This window comes from Aeromonas sp. S18(2024) (assembly GCF_041402525.1).
In the GTDB taxonomy this organism is placed as follows: domain Bacteria; phylum Pseudomonadota; class Gammaproteobacteria; order Enterobacterales; family Aeromonadaceae; genus Aeromonas; species Aeromonas enteropelogenes.
Map to the genome: position 1 here is coordinate 157,103 of NZ_JBGLQV010000003.1, position 26,180 is coordinate 183,282.

At 64.7% G+C, this 26,180-nt stretch carries 23 protein-coding genes; 8 read left to right on the forward strand and 15 right to left on the reverse strand.

The window, feature by feature from the left end:
* The first annotated feature begins 73 nt into the window (after positions 1 to 73).
* The 5 genes from ACB034_RS06935 to hypB all read left to right on the forward strand — a co-directional run bounded on the left by ACB034_RS06935 (position 74) and on the right by hypB (position 3,968).
* Complete coding sequence (locus ACB034_RS06935) at positions 74 to 325, forward strand: HypC/HybG/HupF family hydrogenase formation chaperone (RefSeq protein WP_026458475.1); 252 nt, start codon at positions 74 to 76, stop codon at positions 323 to 325.
* Positions 319 to 1,431: a hydrogenase formation protein HypD gene (gene hypD, locus ACB034_RS06940; RefSeq protein WP_371172449.1), complete on the forward strand. Its 1,113-nt coding sequence runs from the start codon at positions 319 to 321 to the stop codon at positions 1,429 to 1,431. Before ACB034_RS06935 ends, hypD begins: the two co-directional genes overlap by 7 nt.
* Positions 1,432 to 1,516: 85 nt before the next feature.
* A complete protein-coding gene (gene hypE / locus ACB034_RS06945) occupies positions 1,517 to 2,521 on the forward strand; it encodes a hydrogenase expression/formation protein HypE (protein WP_371172450.1) in 1,005 nt (334 codons plus the stop codon).
* Between the two features lie 9 nt (positions 2,522 to 2,530).
* Positions 2,531 to 2,872, forward strand: coding sequence for a hydrogenase maturation nickel metallochaperone HypA (hypA, locus tag ACB034_RS06950; protein ID WP_371172451.1), 342 nt, complete (start codon positions 2,531 to 2,533; stop codon positions 2,870 to 2,872).
* A gap of 220 nt (positions 2,873 to 3,092) precedes the next feature.
* The gene (gene hypB, locus ACB034_RS06955; RefSeq protein ID WP_371172588.1) at positions 3,093 to 3,968 is read left to right on the forward strand and encodes a hydrogenase nickel incorporation protein HypB; all 876 of its coding nucleotides are present in this window, start codon (positions 3,093 to 3,095) and stop codon (positions 3,966 to 3,968) included.
* Positions 3,969 to 4,296: 328 nt separating this feature from the next.
* Here hypB and ACB034_RS06960 read toward each other — a convergent pair whose 3' ends face one another.
* The 15 genes from ACB034_RS06960 to ACB034_RS07030 all read right to left on the reverse strand — a co-directional run bounded on the left by ACB034_RS06960 (position 4,297) and on the right by ACB034_RS07030 (position 21,321).
* Entirely contained in the window at positions 4,297 to 4,935 is a 639-nt protein-coding gene (locus ACB034_RS06960; RefSeq protein WP_371172452.1) for an ATP-binding cassette domain-containing protein, read from the reverse strand.
* Positions 4,935 to 5,723: an ATP-binding cassette domain-containing protein gene (locus ACB034_RS06965; protein ID WP_026458563.1), complete on the reverse strand. Its 789-nt coding sequence runs from the start codon at positions 5,721 to 5,723 to the stop codon at positions 4,935 to 4,937. Before ACB034_RS06965 ends, ACB034_RS06960 begins: the two co-directional genes overlap by 1 nt.
* Before the next feature lie 70 nt (positions 5,724 to 5,793).
* Complete coding sequence (locus tag ACB034_RS06970) at positions 5,794 to 6,606, reverse strand: ABC transporter permease (protein ID WP_201979095.1); 813 nt, start codon at positions 6,604 to 6,606, stop codon at positions 5,794 to 5,796.
* Complete coding sequence (locus ACB034_RS06975; RefSeq protein WP_371172453.1) at positions 6,596 to 7,600, reverse strand: ABC transporter permease; 1,005 nt, start codon at positions 7,598 to 7,600, stop codon at positions 6,596 to 6,598. The genes ACB034_RS06970 and ACB034_RS06975 overlap by 11 nt, the downstream gene beginning before the upstream one ends.
* Positions 7,585 to 9,195 (reverse strand): ABC transporter substrate-binding protein, encoded by a 1,611-nt coding sequence (locus ACB034_RS06980; protein WP_371172454.1) that lies wholly within the window; start codon positions 9,193 to 9,195, stop codon positions 7,585 to 7,587. Before ACB034_RS06980 ends, ACB034_RS06975 begins: the two co-directional genes overlap by 16 nt.
* Positions 9,196 to 9,303: 108 nt before the next feature.
* Positions 9,304 to 9,837, reverse strand: a complete 534-nt coding sequence (gene hybE / locus ACB034_RS06985) for a hydrogenase-2 assembly chaperone (RefSeq protein ID WP_342009790.1) — start codon at positions 9,835 to 9,837, stop codon at positions 9,304 to 9,306.
* Positions 9,819 to 10,349 carry a HyaD/HybD family hydrogenase maturation endopeptidase gene (locus ACB034_RS06990; protein WP_371172455.1) on the reverse strand — a complete coding sequence of 177 codons (531 nt, stop codon included), beginning with the start codon at positions 10,347 to 10,349 and terminating at the stop codon, positions 9,819 to 9,821. The genes hybE and ACB034_RS06990 overlap by 19 nt, the downstream gene beginning before the upstream one ends.
* Positions 10,349 to 12,052, reverse strand: a complete 1,704-nt coding sequence (gene hybC, locus ACB034_RS06995) for a hydrogenase 2 large subunit (protein ID WP_342009788.1) — start codon at positions 12,050 to 12,052, stop codon at positions 10,349 to 10,351. Before hybC ends, ACB034_RS06990 begins: the two co-directional genes overlap by 1 nt.
* Positions 12,049 to 13,236 (reverse strand): Ni/Fe-hydrogenase cytochrome b subunit, encoded by a 1,188-nt coding sequence (gene hybB, locus ACB034_RS07000; RefSeq protein WP_026457707.1) that lies wholly within the window; start codon positions 13,234 to 13,236, stop codon positions 12,049 to 12,051. Before hybB ends, hybC begins: the two co-directional genes overlap by 4 nt.
* On the reverse strand, positions 13,229 to 14,254 hold the full coding sequence (gene hybA / locus ACB034_RS07005; RefSeq protein WP_042026456.1) for a hydrogenase 2 operon protein HybA: 1,026 nt from the start codon (positions 14,252 to 14,254) through the stop codon (positions 13,229 to 13,231). Before hybA ends, hybB begins: the two co-directional genes overlap by 8 nt.
* Before the next feature lie 2 nt (positions 14,255 to 14,256).
* Positions 14,257 to 15,390, reverse strand: a complete 1,134-nt coding sequence (hybO, locus tag ACB034_RS07010; RefSeq protein ID WP_042026457.1) for a hydrogenase 2 small subunit — start codon at positions 15,388 to 15,390, stop codon at positions 14,257 to 14,259.
* An 834-nt stretch (positions 15,391 to 16,224) separates the two neighbouring features.
* The gene (locus tag ACB034_RS07015; RefSeq protein WP_371172456.1) at positions 16,225 to 17,367 is read right to left on the reverse strand and encodes a glycosyltransferase family 4 protein; all 1,143 of its coding nucleotides are present in this window, start codon (positions 17,365 to 17,367) and stop codon (positions 16,225 to 16,227) included.
* The gene (locus ACB034_RS07020; protein ID WP_371172457.1) at positions 17,364 to 18,629 is read right to left on the reverse strand and encodes a glycosyltransferase family 4 protein; all 1,266 of its coding nucleotides are present in this window, start codon (positions 18,627 to 18,629) and stop codon (positions 17,364 to 17,366) included. The genes ACB034_RS07015 and ACB034_RS07020 overlap by 4 nt, the downstream gene beginning before the upstream one ends.
* Complete coding sequence (locus tag ACB034_RS07025) at positions 18,626 to 20,014, reverse strand: O-antigen ligase family protein (protein WP_371172458.1); 1,389 nt, start codon at positions 20,012 to 20,014, stop codon at positions 18,626 to 18,628. The genes ACB034_RS07020 and ACB034_RS07025 overlap by 4 nt, the downstream gene beginning before the upstream one ends.
* Complete coding sequence (locus tag ACB034_RS07030; protein WP_371172459.1) at positions 20,002 to 21,321, reverse strand: lipopolysaccharide biosynthesis protein; 1,320 nt, start codon at positions 21,319 to 21,321, stop codon at positions 20,002 to 20,004. The genes ACB034_RS07025 and ACB034_RS07030 overlap by 13 nt, the downstream gene beginning before the upstream one ends.
* A gap of 336 nt (positions 21,322 to 21,657) precedes the next feature.
* Between ACB034_RS07030 and ACB034_RS07035 the strand changes: the two genes are divergently transcribed.
* Genes ACB034_RS07035 through ACB034_RS07045 form a run of 3 tightly spaced genes read left to right on the forward strand, consistent with a single transcriptional unit; the run spans position 21,658 to position 26,179 of the window.
* Positions 21,658 to 22,434, forward strand: coding sequence for a DapH/DapD/GlmU-related protein (locus ACB034_RS07035; RefSeq protein WP_371172460.1), 777 nt, complete (start codon positions 21,658 to 21,660; stop codon positions 22,432 to 22,434).
* Entirely contained in the window at positions 22,431 to 23,630 is a 1,200-nt protein-coding gene (locus ACB034_RS07040; RefSeq protein ID WP_371172461.1) for a glycosyltransferase, read from the forward strand. The genes ACB034_RS07035 and ACB034_RS07040 overlap by 4 nt, the downstream gene beginning before the upstream one ends.
* Positions 23,630 to 26,179: a hypothetical protein gene (locus ACB034_RS07045; protein ID WP_371172462.1), complete on the forward strand. Its 2,550-nt coding sequence runs from the start codon at positions 23,630 to 23,632 to the stop codon at positions 26,177 to 26,179. The genes ACB034_RS07040 and ACB034_RS07045 overlap by 1 nt, the downstream gene beginning before the upstream one ends.
* The last annotated feature ends 1 nt before the right edge of the window (position 26,180 follow it).

A 26,180-nucleotide genomic window follows, 5' to 3' on the forward strand; every position in this document is an offset into this window, starting at 1 on the left:
GCGCGCACGGCCCGCATCGCCGTGCTGCGGGCCCGTCGCCTTGCCTTCACCCGTTGCATTTCGGAGTCCTGATATGTGCCTTTCCATTCCCTCCCAGGTGGTGCAACTGCACCCCGAAGACAACTGTGTCACCGTCGACACCCTGGGGGTACAACGCCGGGTCAGCTGCATGCTGCTCGATGAGCCCCTCGGGATCGGGGACTATGTGCTGCTCCACATCGGTTTTGTGATGAGCAAGATTGATGAAGAAGAGGCGCAGGCGAGCCTCGAGAGTTTCCGCCAGATGGTGGCCCTGATGCCTGAGCAAGAGACGCTGCCATGCTGACCTTGAATGATCTGTTCCAGGGCTTTCGTCAGCCCCAGGTGATCCGCGCCCTCGCAGCCCAAATCACCGAGCTTGCAAAAGATCTGCCCGAGCCGCTGCGGGTGATGGAGGTGTGCGGCGGCCATACCCACACCATCATGAAGTACGGCCTGCACCAGCTCTTGCCGGCTAACATCGAGTTCGTTCACGGCCCCGGCTGCCCGGTCTGCATCATGCCCAAGGAGCGCATCGATCAGGCCATGGCGCTGGCCCGCGAGCCCAATGTCATCCTGGTGACCCTGGGGGACATGATCCGGGTGCCGGGCTCCAGGGGTTCCTTGGCCCAGCAGCGTGCCAAGGGGAGTGATATCCGCCCCGTCTATGACCCCCTCGATGCCCTGCGCATCGCCAAGGAGAACCCGGACAAGACCGTGGTCTTCTTCGCCATCGGTTTCGAGACCTCCACCCCCATGACCGCCGCCTTGCTGGCTGCCGCTGAAGCAGAGGGGATTGAGAACCTCTTGTTTCATATCAACCATGTGCTGGTGCCCCCCGCCATCCACGCCGTGATGGCCGACGGGGTGGCCCGGGTCAACGCCTTTATTGGCCCCTCTCATGTGAGCGTCATCACGGGCGCCGATATCTATCTGCCCATCGTCGAGCGCTACCGGGTGCCGGTGGTGGTGAGCGGTTTTGAGCCGGTGGATGTGATGGAGGCGCTCTTGATGATGGTGCGCCAGAAGGTGGAGGGACGCTGCGCCCTGGAGGTGCAGTACAGCCGGGCGGTGACCGCCAGCGGCAATCAGGCAGCCCAGCGGCTGGTCGAGCGCTATTTCGAGACCCGCGAGCACTTTCGCTGGCGCGGACTTGGGGATATCAACGCCTCCGCCCTGCGTCTGCGCGATGACTTCGCCAGGCGTGATGCGGAGCGTCATTTCCAGCTTGATCAGACCCCCATCGACGATCACAAGGCGTGCCAGTGCGCCGATATCCTGCGCGGACTGGCCAAGCCAAGCCAGTGCAAGGTCTTTGGTCGTGGCTGCACCCCGACCCAGCCCATGGGCAGCTGCATGGTGAGCTCGGAGGGGGCCTGCAATGCCTACTACCGATATATGGGAATCCAATGAGAGAAATTCAGTTAAGCCACGGCGGTCGTGTGAGCGGTCGAGATGAATCCGTCTGTTTCGTCAATCTTGTGGAGAGCCAGCCCCGATGAGAGAAATTCAACTTAGCCACGGCGGTGGCGGGGTGGAAATGAATCAGCTGATCAACCAGCTCTTCTTCCACCACTTTGGCAACGAGATCCTGCTGCGCGGCGAAGATGCCGCCCTGCTGCCGGTGGAGGGCCCCGTTGCCTTCACCACCGACAGCTTCACCGTCTCACCGATTTTCTTCGAGGGGGGCGATATCGGCAAGCTGGCCATCGCCGGCACGGTCAACGATCTGGCCATGATGGGGGCCAAGCCGGAATACCTCAGTTGCAGCTTTATCATCGAGGAAGGCCTCCCCTACGCCGACCTCGCCCGCATCGTGGAATCCATGGCCCGGGAGCTTGCCAAGAGCGGTGCCCGCATCGTCTGCGGCGACACCAAGGTGGTGCCCAAGGGGGCGGCGGACAAGATCTTTATCAACACCAGCGGGGTCGGCAGCTTCCCGCTGCCAGAACAGAGCCGGGGCATCTCGGTGCGCAATATCAAGGCCGGTGACGCCATCCTGGTGTCGCGGGATATCGGCAGCCACGGCGCCTGCATCCTGATGGCCCGTGACGCCCTGCAGCTGGGATCTGATCTCAAGAGCGACTGCACCACCCTCTGGCCGCAAGTAGAGGCGCTGCTAAACGCGGGCCTCACCCCCCACGCCCTGCGCGATGCCACCCGGGGCGGCCTCGCCGCCGTGCTCAACGAATGGAGCAGCGCCTCCCAGGTGGCCATCGAGCTGGAAGAGTCCGCCATTCCGGTGTGCGATCCGGTGCGCGGTCTGTGCGAGCTCTACGGCTTCGAACCCTATGATCTCGCCAACGAGGGAACCATGGTGCTGGCCCTGCCCACCGAGCAGGCGCAAGACGCCTTGGCCATCTTGCAGCAATTCAACCACTCCGCCAGCCAGATTGGCGTGGCTCAGACCAGCGCGCAGCACAAGGTGATCCTGAGCAACCCCTGGGGCAGCCGCCGTTATCTGGAGCTGCCGCAAGGGGAACTGCTCCCGCGGATCTGTTAAGGAATCCCTATGCACGAAATGTCTCTGGCCATGGCCGCCATCGATCTGGCGGCCGAGCAGGCCACCCAGCGGGGCTTTCACAAGGTCACCGCCCTCTGGCTCGAGATCGGCAGCTTCTCCTGTGTCGATCAGAGCACCATTGCCTTCTGTTTCGAGGCCGCCGCCAAGGGGACCGTCGTCGAGGGTGCCCGCCTGCATTTTCAGCACAAGATAGCCGAAGGCTGGTGCTACGACTGCAGCAAGACGGTGCAGCTCAGCGAGCGGGGCCAGCCCTGCCCCGACTGTGGCGGATACAAGTTACGCGTCGCGCAGGGCGATAGCCTGCGCATCACCGATATCGAGGTAAGTTGAAATGTGTAGCGTATGCGGATGCGGCCAGGCGCGGATCGCCGGTCACGAACATGAACACGACCATGCTCACTCCCACCACCATGAGCACGATCATCGCCATAGCCATGGCGACCATCACGAGCATGATCACGGACAAGATGCACCGCGCACCCTGATCGTTCACCACCACTACCACCATCAGGGGGATGTCCATCACCACTACCACGGTGTGCGCTCCCCCATGGAGCCGGTGCCTCATGATCATGGCCACGGGCACACCCATGATCACCCTCACAACCATCACCATAATCATGCCCATCTGCACCATCATGCTCACCCCCATCAACATCACAGTCACTCTCACGAACATGAGCATGAGCATGAGCATGAGCATGAGCATGAGCATGAGCATGAGCATGGTGATCTGCACTACGGCAAGGGGGAAGCGGGACTGTCGGTGCCCGGCATGGGACAGCGCCAGCTGATCGCCATCGAGATGGATGTGCTGGCCAAGAACAACCTGCTGGCGGCCCACAATCGCGAACACTTCGAGGCCGCCAACCAGCTGGTGCTGAACCTGGTATCGAGCCCGGGCTCGGGCAAGACCACCTTGCTGTGCGAGACCCTGCGCCAGCTGGCGGACAAGCGCCCCTGCGCCGTCATCGAGGGGGATCAGCAGACAAGCGCGGATGCCGATCGCATCCGTGCCACCGGTGTGCCCGCCATCCAGATCAACACCGGCAAGGGTTGCCATCTGGATGCCAAGATGGTGCACGACGCCTGCCACCAGCTGCCGACCCTGGATGGCGGCGTTCTCTTTATCGAGAACGTGGGCAACCTGGTCTGCCCCGCCAGCTTCGATCTCGGCGAGAAGTACAAGGTAGCGATCCTCTCCGTCACCGAGGGGGAAGAGAAGCCCCTCAAGTACCCGGACATGTTCGCCGCCGCCCAGCTGATGGTGATCAACAAGATTGACCTGCTGCCCTACGTGAGCTTCGATGTGGCCCGCTGCATCGAGAACGCCAAGCGAGTCAACCCCTATATCCAGGTGATCCAGGTGAGCGCTACCACGGGCGAAGGGATGGAAGCCTGGTTAAGCTGGCTGGCCAGCGCCTGAACCGGTTAAACGCCGCCGATAACGGTAGAAAACAAAAGAGGGAGGCTGATGCCTCCCTCTCTTTTATCTGCGCACCTTGCCAACGGTTCTCTCTGTCCAGAATGACCAGAGTCTCACACTCGCCCCCTCACCCTGGCCCTCTCCCCGGGGAGAGGGAACCGGTTCGTGGATCCCGGCAACATGCTCGAAATAGGCACAGATCCCGGGAGAGTCTCCAGGCACAATGGCCAGCCATGTTTCCCAAACCCCGAGCTCGGCGTCGAGGCACATTCCCCCCCTTTCTCCCCTGGCGGGAGAAGGGTCGGGGATGAGGGGGGAACACGGCCACTCAGGCTGCCTGATGGGCTCTTTGCTCTGCCAGCGGCGGCTCCTCGCCAACCCGGATGATGCGATGGCAGATCTGGCGCAGCAGCGCCTGCTGATGGCTGAAGATCAGCATGCCAAGCCCCCGGTTCTCGCACTCGCGTATCAGCTCGCGCCAGATCTGGCGTTGCAGCCTGGGGTCGAGCTGGGCGGTCACCTCGTCGGCGATCAGCAGCCGGGTGCGGGGATCGAGAGCCCGCAGCAGGGCGATGCGGGCCAGCTCGCCGCCGGAGAGCTGGCTGGGTTTTCGGCCAAGCCATTCGGGTTTGACCAGAAAACGGGCCAGCATGGCCTCGTCGGGGCGCCACACATCCCACAGCGCCTGCCCCGTGCTGCGGTGGGGATTGAAGGTGAGCTCGGGGTGCTGGGGCACCAGCTGGATGGGGTGGTAGCCCTTCCATTGCCGGGGAAGCGCCTTGCCATCGAGCAGCAGGGTCCCCTCGCTCGCCGGCTGCCAGCCCGCCAGCACCCGCCCGAGGGTGGTCTTGCCATGGCCGCTCGGGGCGGAAATCCCCACTCGCTCGCCGGCCTGGATGGTGAGGCTCATCGCCTGCCAGAGCGCGCGATCCCCCTGACGCACGGTCAGGTCTCGTACTTCAAACATCAGGATGCCTCCGGCGCAGAAAAGAGCGCGTTGAACTCCGGCAATGCCTGCCAGTGATCCCGCAGCATCTCGCTCCCTTGCCCCTGGCGCAGGTGGTGGCTGCTCAAGGTATCGCTCACCCGCCCCCGATGGAGCGCCACGATGCGATCGGCAAAGCGCGAGGCCAGCGCCAGATCGTGGGTAACCCAGAGGATGCCGCTGCCTTGGCTGGCGATCTCCCGCAGCTGGGCCAACAGCTGACAAGCCAGCTCCTCGTCGAGCCAGGCGGTGATCTCGTCCGCCAGGATAAAGCGGGCGCCGCTCAAGGCCGCGGTACAGGCCAGGATGCGCTTGGCCATGCCGCCGGATAGCTGGCGCGGATAGCGCGCCAGGGTCGCGGGGGGCAGCTGGTAGCGCGCAAGCTGTGCGCCAAGCTGCTCACGGGAACCGCGCTGGCCGCACAACCTGGCAGCACGGCCCAGCTGGCGCTCCACCGTCAGCAGCGGATTGAGGGCGCTCACCCCCTGCGGTACATAGCAGAGGGTGTGACCGCGCAGGCGGGCCCGACTCTCGTCGCACAGGGGATCGCCGTCAAGGGCAATGGTGCCGCGCATGCGCAGGTTGTCCGGCAGCAGGGTGAGCGCGCTTTGCAGCAGCAGGCTCTTGCCCTCACCGCTCCCCCCCACCAGCGCGACGATTTCGCCGGGGGCCAGTTGCAGGCTGATATCGGTCAGCAGCGGTCGCCACTGGCGCCGCCCCCACCAGGAGTAGTGGGCCGCCTCTATGGTCACCTTGTCGAAGGTCAGCATCGTTTACTCCCAAAAACGGTTGGATGATTGCTCTGCCGCCACGTGATCAGAGTGAGGTCGCACAACGGGATCAGCATCCCTCCCCCCCGAACCAGAGCCGCTGCAGGGCGCGGGTGGCCTGATCAAACAGCAGCACCAGCAACAGCAGCATCAGACCGGGGAAGAGGGCCAGCCACCAGCCACCCCCGGCGAGATAACGCAGGGCATCCGCCAGCAGCAGACCCAGCGATGCCTCGTGAGCCGAGAGGCCAAACCCGAGAAAACTCAGGGCGGCGCTGTGCAGCACGGCGTGGGGGAACATCAACAGGGTGCCGATAAACCACTGGGGCAAGAGTCCAGGCAGCAGGTGGGCCCGCCAGCGGCGCCAGGGTCCCATCCCCTGGCAGCGGGCCAGGATCATATAGTCGCTGCTGGCGATGCGCCGTGCCTCAGCGCAAAGAATGAGTGCCAGCTTGGGCCAGTGGGTCAGCGCCACCGCCAGGATCACCCCGCGCATGCCGCCCCCCACGGTAAAGCAGATAAGGATAAGCAGCAGCATATGAGGCAATGCCAGCATGGCGTCGATGATCAGCCGCACCGCCACATCACAGCGCGGATGAACCAGCGAGACACTCGCCGCCACCATGGCCAGCAGGCCGCTGCACAGGGCCGTGCCGAGGCCAAGTTCGAGGCTGGTGAGGGTACCCTGAAAGGCACGCTGCCAGAGATCCCGCCCCATCTGATCAGTCCCGAACCAGTGAGCCAGGGACGGCGGCTGATGGCGGGCCAGCAGATCCATGGGCACCTCGTGGGCCGAGAGCCCCCAGCCGTAACCGGCCAGCAGCGCCAGGGCGACCAGCGCAAACCCCAGACGCAGCAAGGAGGGAAGCGGATTAAACAACATGTTCCCCCTCCCAGCCGACATTCATGCGTGCCACCAGCAGGCGGGCGGCGCTGTTGCCCAAAAAAACCAGCAGGGTGCAAAAGAGCACTATGCCCATCAGCAAGGGGATATCCCCCCTCAGCCCCGCATCCACGGTGGCCTGACCGAGCCCCGGGTAGGCGAAGACCTTCTCCGCCAGCAACGACCCGCCAATCAGCTCGCCGAGCGAGGCAAACTGCAGGCAGAGGGCCGGGGTCAGGGCGTGGCGCAGCACGTGAAAGCGCAGCATGGGCCAACCACCATCCCCCTGCGCGCGAGCATAGCGAATAAAGTCGCTCTCCAGCACCTCGGCCACCCGCCCCCGGGTGTGCAGGGCGATATTGCCAAGTCCCAGCAGGGTCAAGGTCGCCACCGGCAACACCAGATGCCTAGCTCGCATGGCCCAGTCCACCTCATCAGCCGACAGACCCGGGGTCCAGGCGCAGCAGACCGGAAGCCAAGGCCAGTGCACCGCAAACAGTGCCAGCAGCAAGAGGCCGACCCAGAAGGTAGGCAAGGAGGCAAGCAGGTAAGCAAAACGGCAGATGAGGCGATCCGGCCAGCGGTTGAGGTAGCGGCCGGCGCACAGGCCCAGCAATATGCCCAGCGAGCCCGACAGCAACCAGGCCCCCCCCAGCAGCAGGAAGGAGGCGGCAAAGCGACTGCCGATCACCTCACCCACAGGCGCGTTGTAGAGCATGGAGTAGCCCAGATCCCCCTTGAGCACCTGGGTAAACCAGTGCCAGTAGCGCAACCACAGGGGCTGATCCAGCCCCCAGCGGGCGGCGATGCGGGCGTACTGCTCGGGGGGCACGTGCAACAGATCGTTACCGATATAGGCCTTGACGGGATCGATGGGGGAATAGCTCAGGAGCACGAAGGTTCCGAGCGATACCAGACACAGGAGCCCTGCCAGACGCAGCAGGGCTTTGCTCGCCATTTTCAGCATGGCAAACGAACTTAGCGGCACGTCCACCGCCAATCTTGCAGGTTGCCCAGCAAAGACCAGCTGCCGTGGATCTCCGGCGCCCCCTTGCCAAGGTCGATGCAACTATTGGCGAGATAGGTGTGCTGCACATTGAGCAGCCAGGCCCAGGCGGCATCCCCCTGCACTCCGGCGCCGGTTTTGCCATCCCACTCCACCTGCTGCCAGAATGGCACCGCCGCCTGCCAGTCTGGGGCATCCAGCGCCTGCTTGAGATGAGCATCCACCACCGGATTTTGGTAATAACCCGGGTTGTAGAACTCCACCCCGGCAGAGGCGCTCTGGTAGTGGTGATAGAGCTCCATGGGATCCAGGCTCCCCCACCCCATCAGCACAGGATTGGCGTGCATCTCGCGCTCCACCTGCTCCCAGCTGCCGGACTTGAGGCTCACCTCAAGGCCGATGGGTTTGAGCATGGCCCGCACCGCCTCGGCCAGATCCCGGCGGGTGCTGTCGCCGCTGGTATACCAGAGGGTGAGGGCGGCGCGCTGGGAGCCCTTGCGGCGAATGCCGTCTTCCCCTACCTGCCAGCCCGCCTCGTCCAGCAGGGCGTTGGCACGGGCGACATCCCCGTCCTTGAAGGCGGTCGCCTTGCCCTGCCAGGGCAACCCTTCCACCGCGCTGTAGGCAGGGATGGCGTGCCCTTCCAGCAGCTGGTCGGCGAGCAGCTGGCGATCGATGGCATAGTTGATGGCGCGGCGCACCGCCACATCCGAGGTCACGTCGTTGCCGACGGGGTTGCCATTGGCATCCTTGCTACCCGCAGGCGGAATGGGGAAGACGATGCCGCGGTTCTCCACGCTCGGGCGCACCCAGAGCTTGAGGGTGTCGGGCACTGTGGGGGCCAGCGAAGGAGCGATGCGCACCAGATCGAGCTGACTGCTCCGGGCGGCGGCATAAGCGCTCTCTTCATCGATAAAGACAAACACCAGCCGCTTGAAGTCGTTGTTGCCACCGGCGTAATAGGGGTTCGCCTCCACCACCAACTGCTGGCCGGGCAGGAAGCTCACCAGCCGGTAGGGACCGGCGCCGACGGGATGGCGGGCGTAAGCCTTGGGATCGTAATCCTTCTTCGACACGATACCCAAAGAGCCCAAGACGTTGACGAAGGTACTCTGGGGGGCGCTCAAAGCAATCTCCACCTGGGTGGGCGACACCACTTTGGCCGAGACGAAGTTGCCCATGTCGATCTTGCCGCCGCCTTTGGCCGCGCTGTTGTAGGTGAAGGCCACGTCCTCTGCGGTGAGCGGCGCGCCGTTGGAGAATTTCAAGTTGGGTTTCAAGGTGACGAGCCACCCCGTGCCATCCTTGCTCGGGGTCACCGACTCGGTCAGCACACCCTGCCAGCTCAAGTCCGCATTCTGTTTGAGCAGCGGGCTGTGCAGTAGCAGGTAGCTGCCGTGGCTCCAGCCAAGCAGGGGGTCAAACCCTTCGGTTGGCTCAGCCCCGATAGCGAGTTTGAGCTCGGCGGGGACGGGTTGGGAGGCAGCCAGAACGGCCTGAGAGCCAACCCCCAGCAACAGGGTCAGCAGGGCGGCTGCGCCGCGACGCAAACCGCTGACCTGACCATAACCTTGCATTGTCATGTGATCCCTTCTCTGTTTTGTCACTCATCGCGGACAACAATTCGCCGGCGAAAGATGCGAGTGAGGGGCCAAAACGGCCCCTATTCTAAACCTGATGACGGATGAAACCTAACGCTCGGCGCCAGCGGCACCCGGCAGGCGCCGGCCACCAAACAGCCGTCGGCGCCCCAGATCCACGGCGCTACCGCCCTGTTGCACCGGCAGCGAGAGCAGCATCTTGAGGGTACTGCTCACCAGTGCCCGCCCCTCGTCGGCCCCCAGGTGAGGATCGAGGGGAGACATGAGCGAGCAGGCCAGCAGTTGCCCCGTCTCGGGCAACTCCCCCACCATAAAGGTCATGTTGCCGCAGGGCAGTTGCAGCGCCAGGCGCGAGGCGACGGGGCGCAGCGGCCAGAGCTGATCCGCCCCGGGCAGCACCACCACGCTCAGCATCCAGGGGGTGAGCACGCAGCCGAGCCACTGCCCCTCAAACGCCACGCACTCGGCCACAACCGGCATGCCCTGGCGATAAAAGGGCAGTGTCTGCATCTCGTCCCGGGCGATGTGCTGGTACTGGGCCACCAGCAAGGGAGCCGGGTTTTCGGCAAAACCGGCAAACTCGGCCACGCAGGCGGGCGCCTCGCTTAAATGGGACTGCGCCATAGGCCCTCCTTGTGCATCTCTGCCCGCTCCTCTTCAGATAGCGCGATGGCCGGGGTACCGAGCTCGGCCAGCAGGGTCAGGATCCGCCCCTTGGCCTCCTCCATCGCGGCCGTCACCACAGGGGTGAGGCCGATATGGGGTTCGAGGGACTCGGGTTCGACCCCGATCAGGGTGAGCCGCTTGGGCGACTCCCCCGTCATGTGCAGTGCCGAGAGCACATCCGCCAGCCCCAACTGATGGGGGGAGATCTTGCGACCAAACAGGGTCGGGATCTCCTCATCCTTCAGGGTCACCACGGTGCCCGGCGGATTGCCGCTTCGCACCGCATCCGCCAGTATGATGTGATCGCGGCTCGCCATGGCCTCCAGCAGCTCCATGCCGGCGGTGCCGCCGTCGAGCAGTTCGATACCGGGGGCGAAGCGGTATTCGCGTCCCAGCGTCTCGACGATGCGCACCCCCACCGCCTCGTCGCTCAAGAGCAGGTTGCCCACTCCCAGAATCAGGGTATTCATCACAGCACCTTCACCTGGGTCACGTCGCCATTTTGGGTATCCACTACGTGGACCGCGCAGGACATGCAGGGGTCAAAGGAGTGGATGGTACGCACCACCTCAAGAGGCTTGGCGGGATCGGCCACCGGAGTGCCCACCAGGGACTGCTCGTAGGGGCCGGGCTCATCGTTGAAGTTGCGCGGACCCGAGTTCCAGGTCGAAGGCACCACCGCCTGATAGTTGGCGATCTTGCCCTCCTTGATGACCACCCAGTGGGAGAGCATGCCACGCGGGGCCTCTTCAAAGCCCACGCCACGAAACTCCTTGTCCGCCGGGATCTCCGCCTTGATATAGGCGGTGGTGTCCCCCTTGCCAATGTTCTCCACCAGCGCCTGCCACTGGTGCGCCAGGGTGTCTTTGAGCACGCAGCAGCGCACCGCCCGGCCTATGATGCGGCCCATGGTGGAGTGCAGTTGCTCGGGCTTGATGGCCGCCCCGGTGAGGGTCTTGTAGACCCCATTGAGCTGATCAAAATGGGCCACTGTGTCCGGGTGCTTGGCCGCGAGTTTCACCAAGAGGTCTGCGAGCGGCCCTACTTCCACCACCTTGCCGTAGAAGGTGGGGGATTTGACCCAGGAGTACTTGCCGTCATCCTGCCAGCCGGTGTAGTTCGGCTCGGTCTTGCCCTCCCAGGGCTTGAGGGGTTCGTCATCCTGGTACCAGGCGTGCTTGTTGCTCTCGGCGATGCCATCCATCAGCCAGGCATCCTGGTGACTCTCGATGGGACGATAGTTCGCCAGATCGCCGTTCTCGATGTAGCCGCCCGGCATCAGGAAGCTGCCGCCGTTGCCGTCGGTGGGGAGCTCAGGCACGCTCAGGTAGTGTTTGGCCCCCTGCCCCAGGGTCAGCCACTCGGGATAGTGGGCGGCGATGATGGCGGCGTCCACCTTGTAGACCTGCTCGATAAACTCGCCGAGGCGATCGATGAAGCTCTTCACATACATGAGGCGCTCGAGGTTGAGCACACTCGGCGCATCCAGGTTGATGGGGTTGGCGACACCGCCCACCGCCAGGTTCTGGATGTGGGGGGATTTGCCCCCCAGGATGGCGACAATGCGGTTGGCATCGCGCTGGCACTCCAGGGCTTGCAGGTAGTGGGCCACGGCGATGAGGTTCACCTCCGGGCTCAGCTTCATCTCCTTGTGACCCCAGTAGCCGTTGGCAAAGATGCCGAGCTGGCCGCTCGCCACCAGGGCGCGGATCTTGTCCTGCACCTTGGTCAGCTCATCGGCGCTGTTGAGGGACCAGGTCGATACCCCCTTGAGCATGTCCGCCGCCTTCTGCGGGTTGGCCTGCAGGGCCGCCGTGATGTCCACCCAGTCCAGCGCGGAGAGCTGGTAGAAGTGAACGATGTGATCGTGAATGTTGTGAGCCGCGATGATGAGGTTGCGGATGTACTGGGCATTGACCGGCACCTTGGCGCCGATGGCATTCTCCACCGCCCGCACCGAGGCGATGGCGTGGATCGAGGTACAGACCCCGCAAATGCGCTGCACTATCATCCAGGCATCGCGCGGGTCGTTGCCCTTGACGATCTCTTCCATCCCGCGCCACATGGTGCCGGATGACCAGGCTTTGGTCACTTTTCCGCCTTCGATTTCACAGTCGATACGCAGGTGCCCCTCGATGCGGGTGATGGGGTCTATGGTGATACGTTGGCTCATACGTTGGCTTTCCCTCGGGCCTGATAATCTTGGTGAACACGTTCAAGTGATGGCAGTACCGGCAACAGCCGGATCAGCAGCAAATAGGCACACACTTCGATGGCAACGAAGCCAAGGGAGATCAGCACCTCCTCGGTGCTGGGGAAGTAGTGATAGCCATTGCCGGGGTTGAAGGCGAGCAGGGAGTAATCCAGTCGCCAGAGGGCCGAGCCCAGCAACATGCTGAGGGCCCCCAGGAACAACATGCGCGAGTCGCGGCGGCTCTTGTCCCAGTGGAACACCAGCAGCGGGAAGATCATCAGCGCAATCTCGCTCCAGAACATGATGGAGTAGCGACTCCACTCGGAGAGATACTCCGACTTGTCGTGGATGACGATCTCCGCAAAGCGCAGGGCCACAAACAGGATCAGGAAGATGTCGATCACCTGGGTCAATTTGTAGAAGAGCGGCTTCTCGTTGGGGCCGCGCCCCGCCAGTCCCGCCTGCACCAGGGATCCCTCAAACACGACGATAGAGAAGCCCATGATGAAGGCGGTCAGAAGCGAGAAGACCGGCAGCAGCTCGTAGCTTTGCCAGAGCGGATGGATCTTCTCCCCCGCCACTATCATCAATGAGCCCATGGAGGACTGGTGCATGGTGGGCAGCAGGGCCCCGAGCGCCAGGATGAAGAACATGATCTTGTTGAGCCGCGCCATGGAGGTCTTCCAGCCGAACTTCTCCAGCAGCACGGGAGCGAACTCCAGGGCCATCACCCCGATGTAGATGGTCATGCAGACCGCCGTCTCGAACAGCACCGAGGAGGTGTTGAAGTGACCCGGCAGGTAGAAGTACGGCAAGTTCCAGTAACGACCCACGTCGATAGTGATGGAGAGCCCCCCCAGGGAGTAACCAAAGAGGCTCGCCAGCAGCGCCGGACGCACCAGGGGGTGATACTCGCCCCGGTTGAAGACGTAGACGGCCCAGGCCAGCGCCCAGCCACCGCACGCAAAACCGGTGCCGATCAGCAGATCAAAGGAGATCCACAGACCCCAGGGGTAGCCCCCGTTGAGATCGGTGACCGAGCCCAGCCCGAAAAACAGTCGCTTCAAGATCAGCATGCCGCACAGCACGGCGAAGGGCGCCAGCACCAGCACCGGCCAACTGACCAGCTTGCCGCCGAGCGGATGCGCCTTGTGATTACTCATGATCCTTGCCTCCCTTGTCACTACCCTGATCGTGGCCTGCATCATGATGGTGATCGTGGCCGTTCTTCTTGGTATTGCGGCGGATCAGCACCGAGAGGCCGGTCAACACCACCATGGGCAGCACCATCCCCTTGTAGAGGGTGTGCTGGATATGCTCGGAGCGGGCGCCGGAAGAGAGCTCCGGCAGATCGGGCATGTCGAGCTTGGTGTAGGGCACGCCGGCCAGCACCAGCACCTGGGTGCCGCCGCCCTCTTTCTCGCCATAGACGTAGGGCTGGTAGTTGGGCACTTGGTGCAGGTAAGGGTCATTGGCCTGCAGGGTCTGGCGTGGATAGGCGTATTCGCTGCCGGGGGGCGCCAGCAGACGGCGCTTGGCCTCGGCCAGCAGCTCTTCACGGGTACCGAAGATAACGGCGCCGGTGGGGCACACCTCGACACAACCGGGCAGTTTGCCCTGATCGATCCGCTCAAGCCCCTTCTGGTTGCACAGCTCGCACTTGTGAATGGCGCCCAGGGGGTTGTCGTACTCGTATTTGGGTACGTCGTAGGGGCAGCCCACCATGCAGTAGCGGCAACCGGTACAGACGTCCGGGTCGTAGTGGACGATGCCGGTCTTGGGATCCTTTTTCAGGGCCTGCACCGGGCAGACGGAGACACAGTTGGGATCGACGCAGTGCATGCACTGCTTCTTGATGTAGGCGTAGCCATCCACCAGCTGATCCTTGTGCTCCCCGGTGCCGCTTCGCCACACCTGGATGATGTTGTTGGTGTAGGGGGTCAGCTTGTCGTTGTTGGACCAGATCTGATCGCCGGCCGGATTGGCCGGGTTGCCGTTCAGGCGCTGACACTCCGCCACGCAGGCCTGACAACCGACGCAGAGGGTGGAGTCGTACAGCATGCCCAGCGCCCCGGGTATGGGCGGGTTGTTCTGGGCGCCCGCGAGGGCGTTGCCGGAAACGGTGGTGCCCGCCGCCAGTGCACCGACTGAGGCGAATTTGAGGAAATTGCGTCTGTTCACGGTTACTCCTCCCGTGATGGGTGCTGCCCGGCTTCGTGGCGCTTCTGCTGGCGTCCGAGTTCACGCACCGTCATCAGACTCACCCCGACCAGCACCCCGAGGGCGCCACCGATGAGGCCGCTGGCCGTCGGGGTGATGTGCCCCCCTTCCTGGATGGCCACATCGGGCTTCTCTGCCCGTGGGGTGGGATTTTCCACCTTGGCAAGCTGGAAGATCCCCTTGCTAAAACCCACCCCCTGCTCGTTGCAGCCGTAGCAAGGGTGGCCGATACCCACCGGCCAGATGCCGCCGCCGATGTCGCAAAACTCCAGAGTCGAGCAGTTGCCGTAGGTTTCGGGGCCCTTGCAGCCCAGGTGATAGAGACACCAGCCCTGACGGTGACCCTCGTCGCCAAACTCCTTGGCAAAGCGGCCGGCATCGAAGTGGGGGCGACGCTCGCAGTTCTCGTGGATAAGCCGCTCGTAGGCAAACAACGGGCGCTTCTTGGCATCCAGCGCCGGCAGCTTGCCGTAGGTGATGTAGTAGGCCACCGTGGTGAGGAAGTTGTGGGGGTTGGGCGGGCAACCCGGAATATTGATGATGGGAGTGCCGATATTGCCGAGGGCCTCTTCCAGGCTCACGGCACCGGTGGGGTTGCCACCGCTGGCGGGTACCCCGCCCCAGGCGGAGCAGGAGCCGATGGCGATGACGGCGGCCGCATCGGCTGCGGCGCGGCGAATGTGATCGACGATGGGTTCACCGGCCACCATGCAGTAGATTCCGCCATCTTTGAGCGGAATGGAGCCATCCACCACCAGCACGTACTTGCCCTTGTAACGCTCGATGGCGTTGTGCTTGTTCTGTTCCGCCTGATGACCGAAGGCCGCCGAGAGCACCTCGTGATACTCGAGCGAAATGGTGTTGAGGATCAGGTTCTCTATGGTGGGGTGAGTGGCACGGAGCAGCGATTCGGTACAACCAGTACACTCCTGCGCGCCGATCCAGATCACCGGTGGCCGCTCGGGGCTGGTGAGTGCCGTGGCCATCTGGGCCACCGCATGTTGACTTAATCCCAGGGTTGCGGCCATCCCGGCGCACAATTTCATAAAATCACGGCGACTAATTCCATGAGCCGATAAAAAATTATCCTCGACCATTCTTCTTATTCCCGTTTGTGAGCACTTGTTTAAATGCTTAGTAACGGAAATGCTAAGGATTCACTCCCTCTGCTATATTGATCTCCATCAATTCCCTTGGGGTTACCCATATATTCCGGGCGAGTTACATCACAAATAACCTCATTTACCCCCAAAGGGATACTCAATACCTCGTGGTTTTTATAATTTTAATTGGATATTAATTAATTAATCAAAGAGGCAAAACTTGTTCTTTTTTATTTTATTTAACACATCGAAAAGTGGTTCAAACAGGCTTATTTAACAGACTGTTTTCTTGCCATAACTAGCTAATGATATATACCTTTAGCCATTATGCTGCATATATGCCACCGCCCGCAGCCAAGGCTTGTACCTCCTCACTCCATGGCTGACGGACAGCGCCTAAGGCCTTGCCAAACCTGGTATTCAGCGCATCCTGGCACGACTTTTCGCCCTCTAACAAACTGCTCCAGATGAGGGCGACAACCATGAATAGTAGATATTAAGTGGCAACCACAAGGGATCTCATCGGCCATAAAATGCATCAGCATTCAAATTTTCAGTGTGAATAAAGGCTGGCCTGTGGGGGAGCAGACTATCATTTAAACTGATTTATAACCTGGCTGTTAACCGTTGAAAAACACTGATGTTAACACCTGAAACAGAAACATTTACCTTCACGTCACCTTGCCGAATTGACCAGGGCGTAAATAGATAGAACGCCCCTCATGTCATTGATAATAATTCTTGTTTCATGGAAGCGCGCATTATTATTGGGTTGCACTTGCGCCCCCTTTAAATATGTTGCGCAACAAGCCCAGACCGTTTATTCGCTCAACGAAGCAGCCTCTCCCAACCGTCCACCACGCAGGCATAAGCCTGTCCCGCGCGATAACCGGTGCTTGCCAGCTGGCGAGCGTTGGCACCAAGCGCGCTGACCCGCGCCGGATCCGCCTGCAGGGCACCAAGAACCCGGGCCAGATCCTCCGCATCTCCCGGCAGGTATTTGCAGCAATGGATGCCATCGCCAAGCTGCCTGTCCCACCAGGCCCCGTCGGCGGGGATCACCACGCACAGGCCGGCAGCCATCGCCTCCAGAATGGAGAGACCGAACGGTTCCTGATGGCTGGTCGAGACGAAGATGCCGCAGCGGGCGCGGATCTCGTCCAGATTGGCGGGGTTGGCATGCCAGCGGGTATCGGGCAGATCCGGTCTCGGCTGGCTGCAGGGCTGCAAGGTTCCCTTTGGCTGCAGGTAGCAGACCTCCAGCTCGGAGCGCGGCCCGCTCATGGCCTGATGGGCCGCCAGCATGGTCTCGAGCCCCTTCCAGCGCAGCAGGGAGGCCGCCCACAGGATGCGGGTGCCACCCCGGGTGGCCGTCGGCCACTGCTCATCACCGAGGCCATTGGTGAAAGGTTGCCAGTGGGCGGGAAACGCCGACTCGCCGAGCCGGTTCAACAGGGCGCCAAGGGAGGGACGGCAGCTCTCGAGATAACAGACCTGGCTGGCCCGTCGCAACGCGCGCGCCGAGAGGCCGGAGCAGCCAACCGGGCCGTGGATAAGCTGCACTACGGGAATGCCGAGCACCCGGGCCGCCCAGTAGCTGCACAGATCCACCCCGGGGCCGGAGGCAGCCAGCAGGCAGCGCACCTGCCCCAATCGCCAGCAGAGCACCAGGATCATCAGGGTCTGCCAACCCTGTTTGAGCAAGTAGCCGGCCCCGGATTCGCGCCCCCGCAGCCAGGAAGGGAGCCAGAGCCTGTGGTGCCGGCAACGGGGCCAGGAGTCGGGATCCTGGGTCAGCACATGGCAGGCCAGCTCAGAAAACCGCCCGGCCAGCTCGTCCAGCATCACCTCGGTGGCCACCTTGGAGCCGCCGCGAAAGGAGATGGGATCCACCAGCACCAGCTTTCCTCCCTTCCGAGCTCCGCCTTTTTGCTCTGCCTTCCCGGCAGCCGACTGATGGTTCTGAGTCATGATTGCACTCCTTCGTCCGATTGGATGGCCGCAGCCCGGACCCCGGCCAGCAGGCCTTCCCCCGCGAGACCCACCCTGGCCAGCAGCCGCTGGCCGAGCCAGCGCACCATTCGCCCATAGGGAGGGAGCTCGGGATTGTCCCAGCGCCCCGCCAGCGCCGCCGACCAGAGCTCGCTCACCTTCTCCACATAGCGTTTGACCGTGAACAGCTGGTTAGCCCGCTTCTGCCCTGCCCACCCCAATCGGCTGCGCAGGGCCGGATCGCCCAATCGCTGCCAATGAGCGGCCATCTGGCGCCAGTCACCGGGATCGGCCAGAAGACCGGTCACCGTGTGTTCCACCACCTCGGGGATCCCCCCCACCCGATAGGCGCTGACCGGCAGCCCCAGCATGCCCGCTTCGGCCAACGTCAAACCAAACACCTCCTCGCGGGCGCCGGAGACCAGCAGATCCACCCCGCCGCGCAGGATGGCGGCGCTGTCGGGACGCTCGCCGAGAAAGTGCACCCGCCCGGCCACTCCCAGGTCTGCTGCCAATGCAGTGAGCGCGGCCAGCTCGGGGCCGCTGCCGATCACCAGCAACTGCGCCTCCTCCCCCTGTCGGGTCAGCTCGGCCAGGGAGCGGATCAGCAGGTCTACCCCCTTGCGCTTGATCAGCGACCCTATGGTGGCCAGGATCAGATCCCCCGCCGGCAAATCCAGCATGCCGAGCACGGGCCAGTGGCGCCCCTCGCTCAGGCGCGCGCCGTCCACCCCGTTGGCGATATGAACCAGCCGGCCATGCTCGCAGCCATCCTCCCGCCAGGGGGCCAGCACCGGCTGGCTCACCCCGATCAGCACGTTGGCCTGATGCACCCGCAGGCTGAACCTGTCTCTGGGCTGATAACGGGCGTGCAGATGGCACACCAGCGGCACCTTCATCTTGCGGCACACCCCGGCCAGCCACTGGCAGGGGGCGGCGCTGTTGGCATGCACCAGGGTAATGCCATGCTCGCTGATCAGCGCCCTCGCCCGCTGGCACAGGGCCCGATGGGCGCCCAGATCGAAGCGGGGAGCCTGCCAGCCCAGCAGCAGGGTAAAAGGCTCGACCACCGCCTTCACCCCGAGCAGGGCGGCCTCCTCTGCCAGCTGCTGGCTATTGCACCAGAGCAGGGGGGCAAAGCGGCTGCGATCGAGGTGGGCCAGCAGATCCAGCAGGCAGCGCTCGCTGCCACGGATCCAGTTCTCGCCGTAATGCACCAGCAAAATGGGGGTTGCGCTCATGACTCTGCTCCCTTTTCCTGTTTATCCCGCTCCGCCCCGGCCATGGCCATTTCCGCTTCCCTGGCCTGCCGGACATATTTGATGGCTGCCACCGCCAGCGACAGCTCCAGATAGATGGGCCAGGTAAAGCCCTGGGTCAGGAAGGACCCCGAGATGACGAACCCCACCATGCTCGCCATCACCCCCTGCATGGCTGTGACTACTGCAGGAGGCATGCCATCCAGGCGGCAGTGACACGCCCGGTAGAGGGTCACCGCCACCATGCCGACAAACAGGGTCAGCCCCACGAAGCCGGTCTCCGCCAGCACCCCGAACCAGGTGGAGTGCACCGCGTGGTTGAGGCCGTCCCAGTGGGGGCTGTAGAAGAAGTAGTTGTAGTAGAAGTTGGAGAGCCCCACCCCGATCAGCGGATGGGCCAGCGCCATGCCCCAGGCGGCCTGCCAGGCATAGAGGCGGCCCATGGCCGAGGCATCCACCCCGCTCTCCGCCGCCCCGCCGGAGGCCCTGTCGCTTATCCCTGCGGCGGCAAACAGCACCAGCAGCGCCAGGGTGCCGCACAGGATCAGCAGGGTTTTCGACTGCACCCGCTGCCAGGCAAAGAGGCCGCTCACCGCGCAGATCCCGAGCAGGCCGCCGCGGCTCTGGGTGGCGATGATGGCGGCGGCCACCAGCACGAACCCCACCGCCCCCAGGATGCGCCCTCCCAGGCCGTTGCCCCGGTTGAGCAGCAGGCTCAGGGAGAAGCCGGCGGGAAACAGCAGCACCAGCGCCAGATCGTTGGGATCCCCCAGCACAGAGCCGAGCTCGCGCCCTATGGTGACCCGGGTCCCCTCCACCAGCCCGATGCCGCTGCTCTTGTTGTAGAGCGCCACCAGGGCCACCATGCAGCCGGCCACCACAAAGACCCGCACCGCCAGGGCGAAGTCCTCCGGCCTGCGTACCAGCCAGGCGGTGGCCAGCGTCATCAGGTAGATCTTGCTGTAGCTGCCGGTCCAGGTGGCGATCGCCTCCCCCCGGTTGCTGGCAAACAGCACCCCGATGGAGACCATCACGAAGAAGGCGGTCAACCAGCTGAGGGGCTGGCTCCAGTAGGGCTTGATGCGGCCGGTCAGCAGGGTGTGCCAGATCAGGGCGCCGATCGCCGCCAGCGAGAAGAGCAGCGGGATCTTGAGGGGATAGAGCTGGGGAAACACCTCGTGCAGCCGGAAAAACGAGAAGGTGACGAACCCCAGCACCATCAGAAACGGCCAGCGCAGGGCAAACCAGATGGCGGGAATGACCAGCCCCAGCACCGGCAGCAGCAGCGGGTGCGGCAGCCGCCACCAGAGTCCGGCCACCACCAGGGTGGCGGCCAGCCCCCAGAGGGCGTGGCTCAGGCGGCCCATTGCCCTGCCCACCACTGGCCGAGCCACATCATGGCAAGGGAGCCGGCACTGCTCGCCCACAGCATGGAGAGACGGTAAGGCAGCGGCAGCAACCGCTGGCTCACCAGATAGAAGGCGAGCGCCCGTACCAGGTAGACCAGCAGCAGGGTCCAGATCACCCCGGCCACCCCGAAGTGCGGAATGGCGAGCAAAAAGCCAATGACGCCGAGCAGACTGCATCCCAGATTGATAATCATCTGGGCCTTGCTCTCCTCGCCGCTGAAGCAGCCGACGTTGAGCAGATCAGAGACGTTGCGCACCGCCATCCCCAGCACCAGCAGCGGGATATAGGCGATGGCCCCGTGATAGCTCTCGGGAGTAAGCCAGCGAATGAGCAGGGGCGCGGTGAGCCCCACCACCCCGGCGGTGGCAAACCCCAGCACGGAGCCCAGCACGCTGTAGTGGGCGTTGAGTCGCAGGCCGTCCGGCTCCTTGAGCAACATGAAGCGGCGCGGATACCACCAGAGGGCGAAGGGTTGCAGCAATAGCCCCACCGCCAGCGCCAGCTTGCCTGCGACTGCGTAGTAGGCCAGCAGGGCCTCGCCGACGTGCTCGGCCAGCAGCCAGCGATCCAGCCCGCTCAGGGCAAAGCCGGCCAGCCCGCTCACCACCAGTGGCAGGCCGTAGCGCAGCAGGGGGCGATAGTATTGCCAGTCAAAGCGGATGCCGCCATCGCGCCACTGCCAGAGGCTCAGCAGCAGCGCCAGCGCGACGCAGGTGAGGGTGCCGGAGGCGAGCACCCCGCTCACGCCCCAGCCGAGCCAGAGCCACCAGGCGGTCAGCAGGGACTGGATCACCGCCTTGCCGGCGGTGGCCACGAAGAAGAGACGGGCCTGATTGCGCATCCGCAGCCAGGCCAGCGGCACCCCGATCACCCCCTCGAACGGCAGGGCGCAGAGCACCCAGCGCACATCGGCAAGGCGGGTTTCGGTTGGCAGCAGCCGCTGCACCAGGGGCGCCAGCCACCAGAGCAGCACCAGGCTCGCCAGCGCGATGATCCAGACCAGGCCGAACACCCGCGCCACCACCTGCTTGCGCTCGCCCTCATCTGCCGCCATCCCGGCGAAGCGATAGAGGGCATCCACCAGCCCGAACCCCAGGATGAGGGAGCCCAGGTTGATGATGGTCAGCAAGACCTCCAGCTGGCCATACTCCCGGGGCGCCAGCAGGTGGGTCAGCACCGGCAGCATCAGCAGGGAGATCCCCTTCATCAGCAAGAGGCCGGCGGCGTAATAGAGCATGGCTATCTGGTTCACTCCGAGTCTCATAGGGCCTCCCAGCCACCGGGCAACGGATCGTGCTTACTCTGTTACCCGTCAATGCAAGGGGCACGCCAGCCAGGGGAGATACCAGGCACGGCGTTCGTGCCGCCCCGCGCTTTGCACCTGCGGCGCTTGCACGGCAAGAATCAAGGTTCAGAATGAGACTCTTTTTTGCGTTTTGCAGCCCCGTCGGCGCAATTTGCACCGCGCACCGCCGCAAGACGCCCCTGCGGGTGGCCGGCGCATGCAGAGAGCCGGTTGGCCCGATCCCTGCTAGATCCCGGCTAGTCGCCGACAGTGACGCTCGGCCATCACGACAGCAGAGCCAGAGGAGAGGACGCCATGAACAGCATCAGCCTGTATCGGATGAAAGCCTGGGCCAAGCAGGGGGAGTCAGCCCAGGCCCGCCTCGTGTGGCGCCTCGCCAAGGGGGCCCGCAGCTGGAGCTTCCCGCTCATTCCGCCCCTGCACGGTCTGCTCTATCGTCTCTATCGGCTGGCAAGCCAGACTCTCGCGACCCTGACCCGCACCCTCTGGTGGACGCCACTGTTCCAGTCCCGCCTGCGCGCCCCCGCCCCCCGCCTCTATCTCTATGGCGGCATCCCCTTTATCAGCGGGCCCGTGTCGATCGAGGTGGGGGCGGATTGTCGCCTCAGCGCCGCCATGACCATCAGCGGCCGCCCCTCAAGCAAGGCCCCCGCACTCAGGATTGGCAACAACGTCGGCATCGGCTGGCAGACCACCATCGCCGTGGGCAGCCAGGTGGTGCTCGGGGACAACGTGCGCATCGCCGGGCGCGCCTTCCTCGCAGGCTACCCGGGCCACCCCCTGGATGCCCAGGATCGGGCCCGGGGGCTGCCGGATCGGGACGAGCAGGTCGGCGACATCGTGCTCGAACACGACGTCTGGCTCGGCACCGGCGCCATGGTGATGGCGGGAGTCACCATAGGCGCGGGCACCGTGGTCGCCGCTGGCAGTATCGTGACCCATAGCCTGCCCGCCGGGGTGCTGGCCGCGGGGGTGCCGGCCCGGGTGCTGCGCCCCCTCGATGCACAAGATTGCCGCGACGTGCTGACAGAGAGTACCGCCAGCCGCCTGAGTGAGGAGAAGCAGCCATGAAGCCGTCTAACGCACAGCCCCAGCTGGTGGTGTTGGGGGAGGATTGGGGTCAGCACCCCTCCAGCACCCAGCACCTCATCAAGCGCCTGCTGCCGGACTATCGGGTGCTCTGGGTCAACTCCATCGGCCTGCGCCGCCCCCGCCTCAATGTGCGCGACCTCGGCCGGCTCGGCCGCAAGCTGGGTGCCGTGCTGCGCCGCCCGGCCAAAGGCGAGGCGCAGGAACCCGCCATCCAGAGCGGGCCGACGCCCCAGGTGATGCCACCGCTGGCGCTGCCCCTGCCCGGCAGCCCGCTGGCGGGGCGGATCAATGGCCACTGGCTGGCGGCCCAGATCCGCCGCCAGCTGCCCGAGCTCGACAAGCCGCTGCTCTGGATCTCCCTGCCAAGCGCGGTGGATCTGGTGGGCAAGCTCGGCGAGCGGGCGGTGATCTACTACTGCGGCGACGACTTCTCGGCCCTGGCGGGGGTAGATCACGCCGCCATCGCCCGCTGCGAGGCCAGGCTGGTAGAAAAAGCGGACCTGATTCTCGCCGCCAGTCCGGCGCTGGCCAGCCGCTTCCCCCCCCACAAGACCCGGCTGCTGAGCCACGGGGTGGATCTCGGCCTCTTCATGCCCCCCCAACCCAGGCCGGCGGATCTGCCGAGCGGGCGCCCCATCGCCGGTTTTTACGGCAGCCTGAGCGACTGGATAGACGTCCCCCTGCTGGCTGACACCGCCCGCGCCCTGCCCCACTGGGATCTGGTGCTGATAGGGCCTAGGCAGACGGACCTGAGCCCGCTCGCCGGATTGCCGAACGTGCACCTGCTCGGCCCAAGGCCACACCACACCCTGGCCGCCTACGCCCAGCACTGGCAGGTGAGCCTGCTGCCCTTCGTCGACAACGCCCAGATCAGGGCCTGCAATCCGCTTAAACTGCGCGAGTATCTGGCGACCGGCCGGCCCGTGGTCAGCACCGATTTTCCGGCGCTGGACGGCTATCGGCAGCTGGTGCATCTGCCCCGCCCGGGCGACAGCCTGGCCCAGGCCATCCAGCGCGCCGCCCTCGATGCCCCCAATCCGGGCTGGTTCCAGCGCTATGAGTGGGAAGCGCTGACTCGCAGCGAAGGGCGCCAGAGTCGCCAGCAGGCAGTGGCGCAGCAGAGCTGGGATCACAGGGCCGATGAGCTGAAAAACTGGCTGGCGGGGCTGCTCTGATGAGCTGGCTGGCGGCGCGTTTGCACAAGACGCTCTGGCTGCAGCTACTCGGCCTGCTCACCCTCAGCTTGCTAACAGGAAGCACTGTGCTGGCGGCGAGCCGCCTTGATGGCCCCACCCCCTTGCCGCTGAGCGGCGAGCAGACGCCCCAGCGGCTCACCTTCGAGCGCCTGCCCTGGCCCGTCGGGGCGGATGACGAACTGGTGATCGAGGGTCACAATCCCGCAGCTGGCCCCCAGACCCTGATCCTGCGGGTCGATGACGCCGCCTCGGTCAACTACCGCAGCCGGGTCAATCTGGAGCGGATCATCCCCCCGGGCCCTTTTACCCTGCGCTTCTCCTTAAGCGACTGGCGCACCGCCCAGCCCAGGGCCCTGGCCCTCGACCAGCTCACCAGGCTCTATCTCTTTATGGCTGACGGGGCGACACCGCTCACCCTGACACGCTGGTACTGGTCCCCCGGGCTGACCCTGCCCGCCGGCACCATTGCCCTCGATCTGGGGGCGAGCGATGCCCCCCGTTTCACCGGTTTCGAGTCCCTGGCGCCGGGGGATCCGCGTCTGCTTGGCCACCCCAGCCCCATCTTGCGCCCCTCCGGCGATGCGCTGATCCGCGACGGGCTGCGCAACCTCGACGGCGTCAGGCTGAACGTTCCCAAGGGGCGCTACCAGCTCACCCTCTGGCTCGACGATCCGGGCGAGTGGGAGTACCTGCCCCACCCCCTCGAGCGCAGCGTGCTGATCGATGGGGAACCGGTTTGGGCCGAGCGGTTGCAGCCGGGCGAGTGGCTGGCCCAGCGCTATCTCGCCGGCCAGCAGCAGGAGGCGTTGCCCAATCCCGATCCCTGGCTGCTGTTTGGTGCCCGCCAGGGGGGGCCGGTCAGCCTGGTGCTCGAGCACCCGGGCGGCCCGCTCACTCTCACCCTGGGGGGCAATTCGCCGGATGCGAAATTCCTCGCCGGCCTGCTGCTGGCCCCCTATCCGGCGGCGGACAAACAGGCTGACGCCAAAGCTAACCCTCATCCCCTAGCCGAGGCCACCCGACTGGTGCTGGCCAAGCAGCGCCAGCTCTTTACGGAAAAGTGGGCCCTGGCCCCCTATTCGCTGCCAGAGCCCCCCGCTCGCCTCACCCTGACCCCCATCGCGCCGGGGCAACCGACTTTGAGTGCCAGGGTCAGCCCGGCAGCCCCCGCCACTCCCGTACTGGCCGCCCAAGGCAGCCAGCTGCTGCTGGAGTTCGTCATCGAGACGCCCGAGGATGACGCCGCCCCCTTGCTGGTGATCCAGCCGCCGGCAGCCAATGGCGTCACCCTGCCGCTGACCCCCTACCACGGCCAGTGGCATCTGGTGCGCCCCCAGGCGAGCGGCACCCTGCTGCTCCCCTCGGATCAGGAGCTGGTGGAGGGGGTGGCTGGGCTCACCCTCAAGCGCGGGGTGCCAAGGCGCCTGGTGCTGCATCTTCCCATCCCGCGGGATGCGCCGGCGGGGCGCTATCAGGGCAATATCCAGCTGCTCAGCCACCAGCAGCTGGTGCAGCTGCCATTGGACGTCGAGGTGCTGCCCCTGATCCTGCCCGCTGCCAGCAAACCGGTCGGTATCTACCTCGACACGCCCCCCTACCTTGGCTGGTTCGGTCAGGGCCCGGAGCTGGCCAACGCCCAGCTGGCCGCCAGTCGCTGCGATCTGGCGCGGCTCGCCGGGCTTGGGATAAGCGGCGTGGCCCCCGCCCTGCCCCAGGATGAAGCCGGGATGCGCACCACCCAGGAGGAGGCCATCGGCCTTGGTTTTCACATGCCGCTGCTGGCCTACGCCTCCCTCAAGCGCTGGGGCAGTGACGCCAACAGCCGGCTCGATGCCTGGCAGCAGCGCCAGGCGGCCTTTCGCGCCCAGGGGCTGCCGCCCCTGGCCTGGAGCCTGTTTGACGAGCCCGATCTCGGCGCCCTGCCCGCCATTCAAGCCATGGCCCGCGAGATGAAGCGGCGGGATCCCGCCGTGGTGCGGGCCGGTCACTTCAACCATCCCGCCCAGGCGCCTTTGCTTGGCGAGGTGGAGATAGCCCTGGTCAACGCAGGCTTTGGCGCCGACAAGGCCGATGTGGAACGGGTGAGGGCCGCCGGGGCCACCCCCTGGTTTTACAACCTCGGCACCCCGCGCGCAGCCGGCTTCTACCTCTGGCAGAGCGGGGCCGAGGGTTACCTGCAGTGGCACGGGCGCATGCCCACCGCCTTGCCCTATGACCCCACCGACGGGCGCGAGAGCGACTTTCTGCTGCTGGGCCCCCAGGCCTGCGAGGCCCATCGCCTCTCCTACGATCTGCTGCTGCTGCAACAGGGCATCGAGGATCTGCGCTGGCTCGCCTGGCTCGAGCAGGCGGCGCGCCAACAAGTGGAGGCGGCCCTGCTGCTGCAGCGACTGCGCGAGGCGGTGCCCACCCGCTGGCAGCAGGCCGAAGCACTCCCCGCCAACCGCTGGGCCAGCTTTCGCGACGAGATTGAACAACTGGCCAAGCGCTTGAAAACATTGCAAACTGGAGCCAATTCATCCCCCTGAC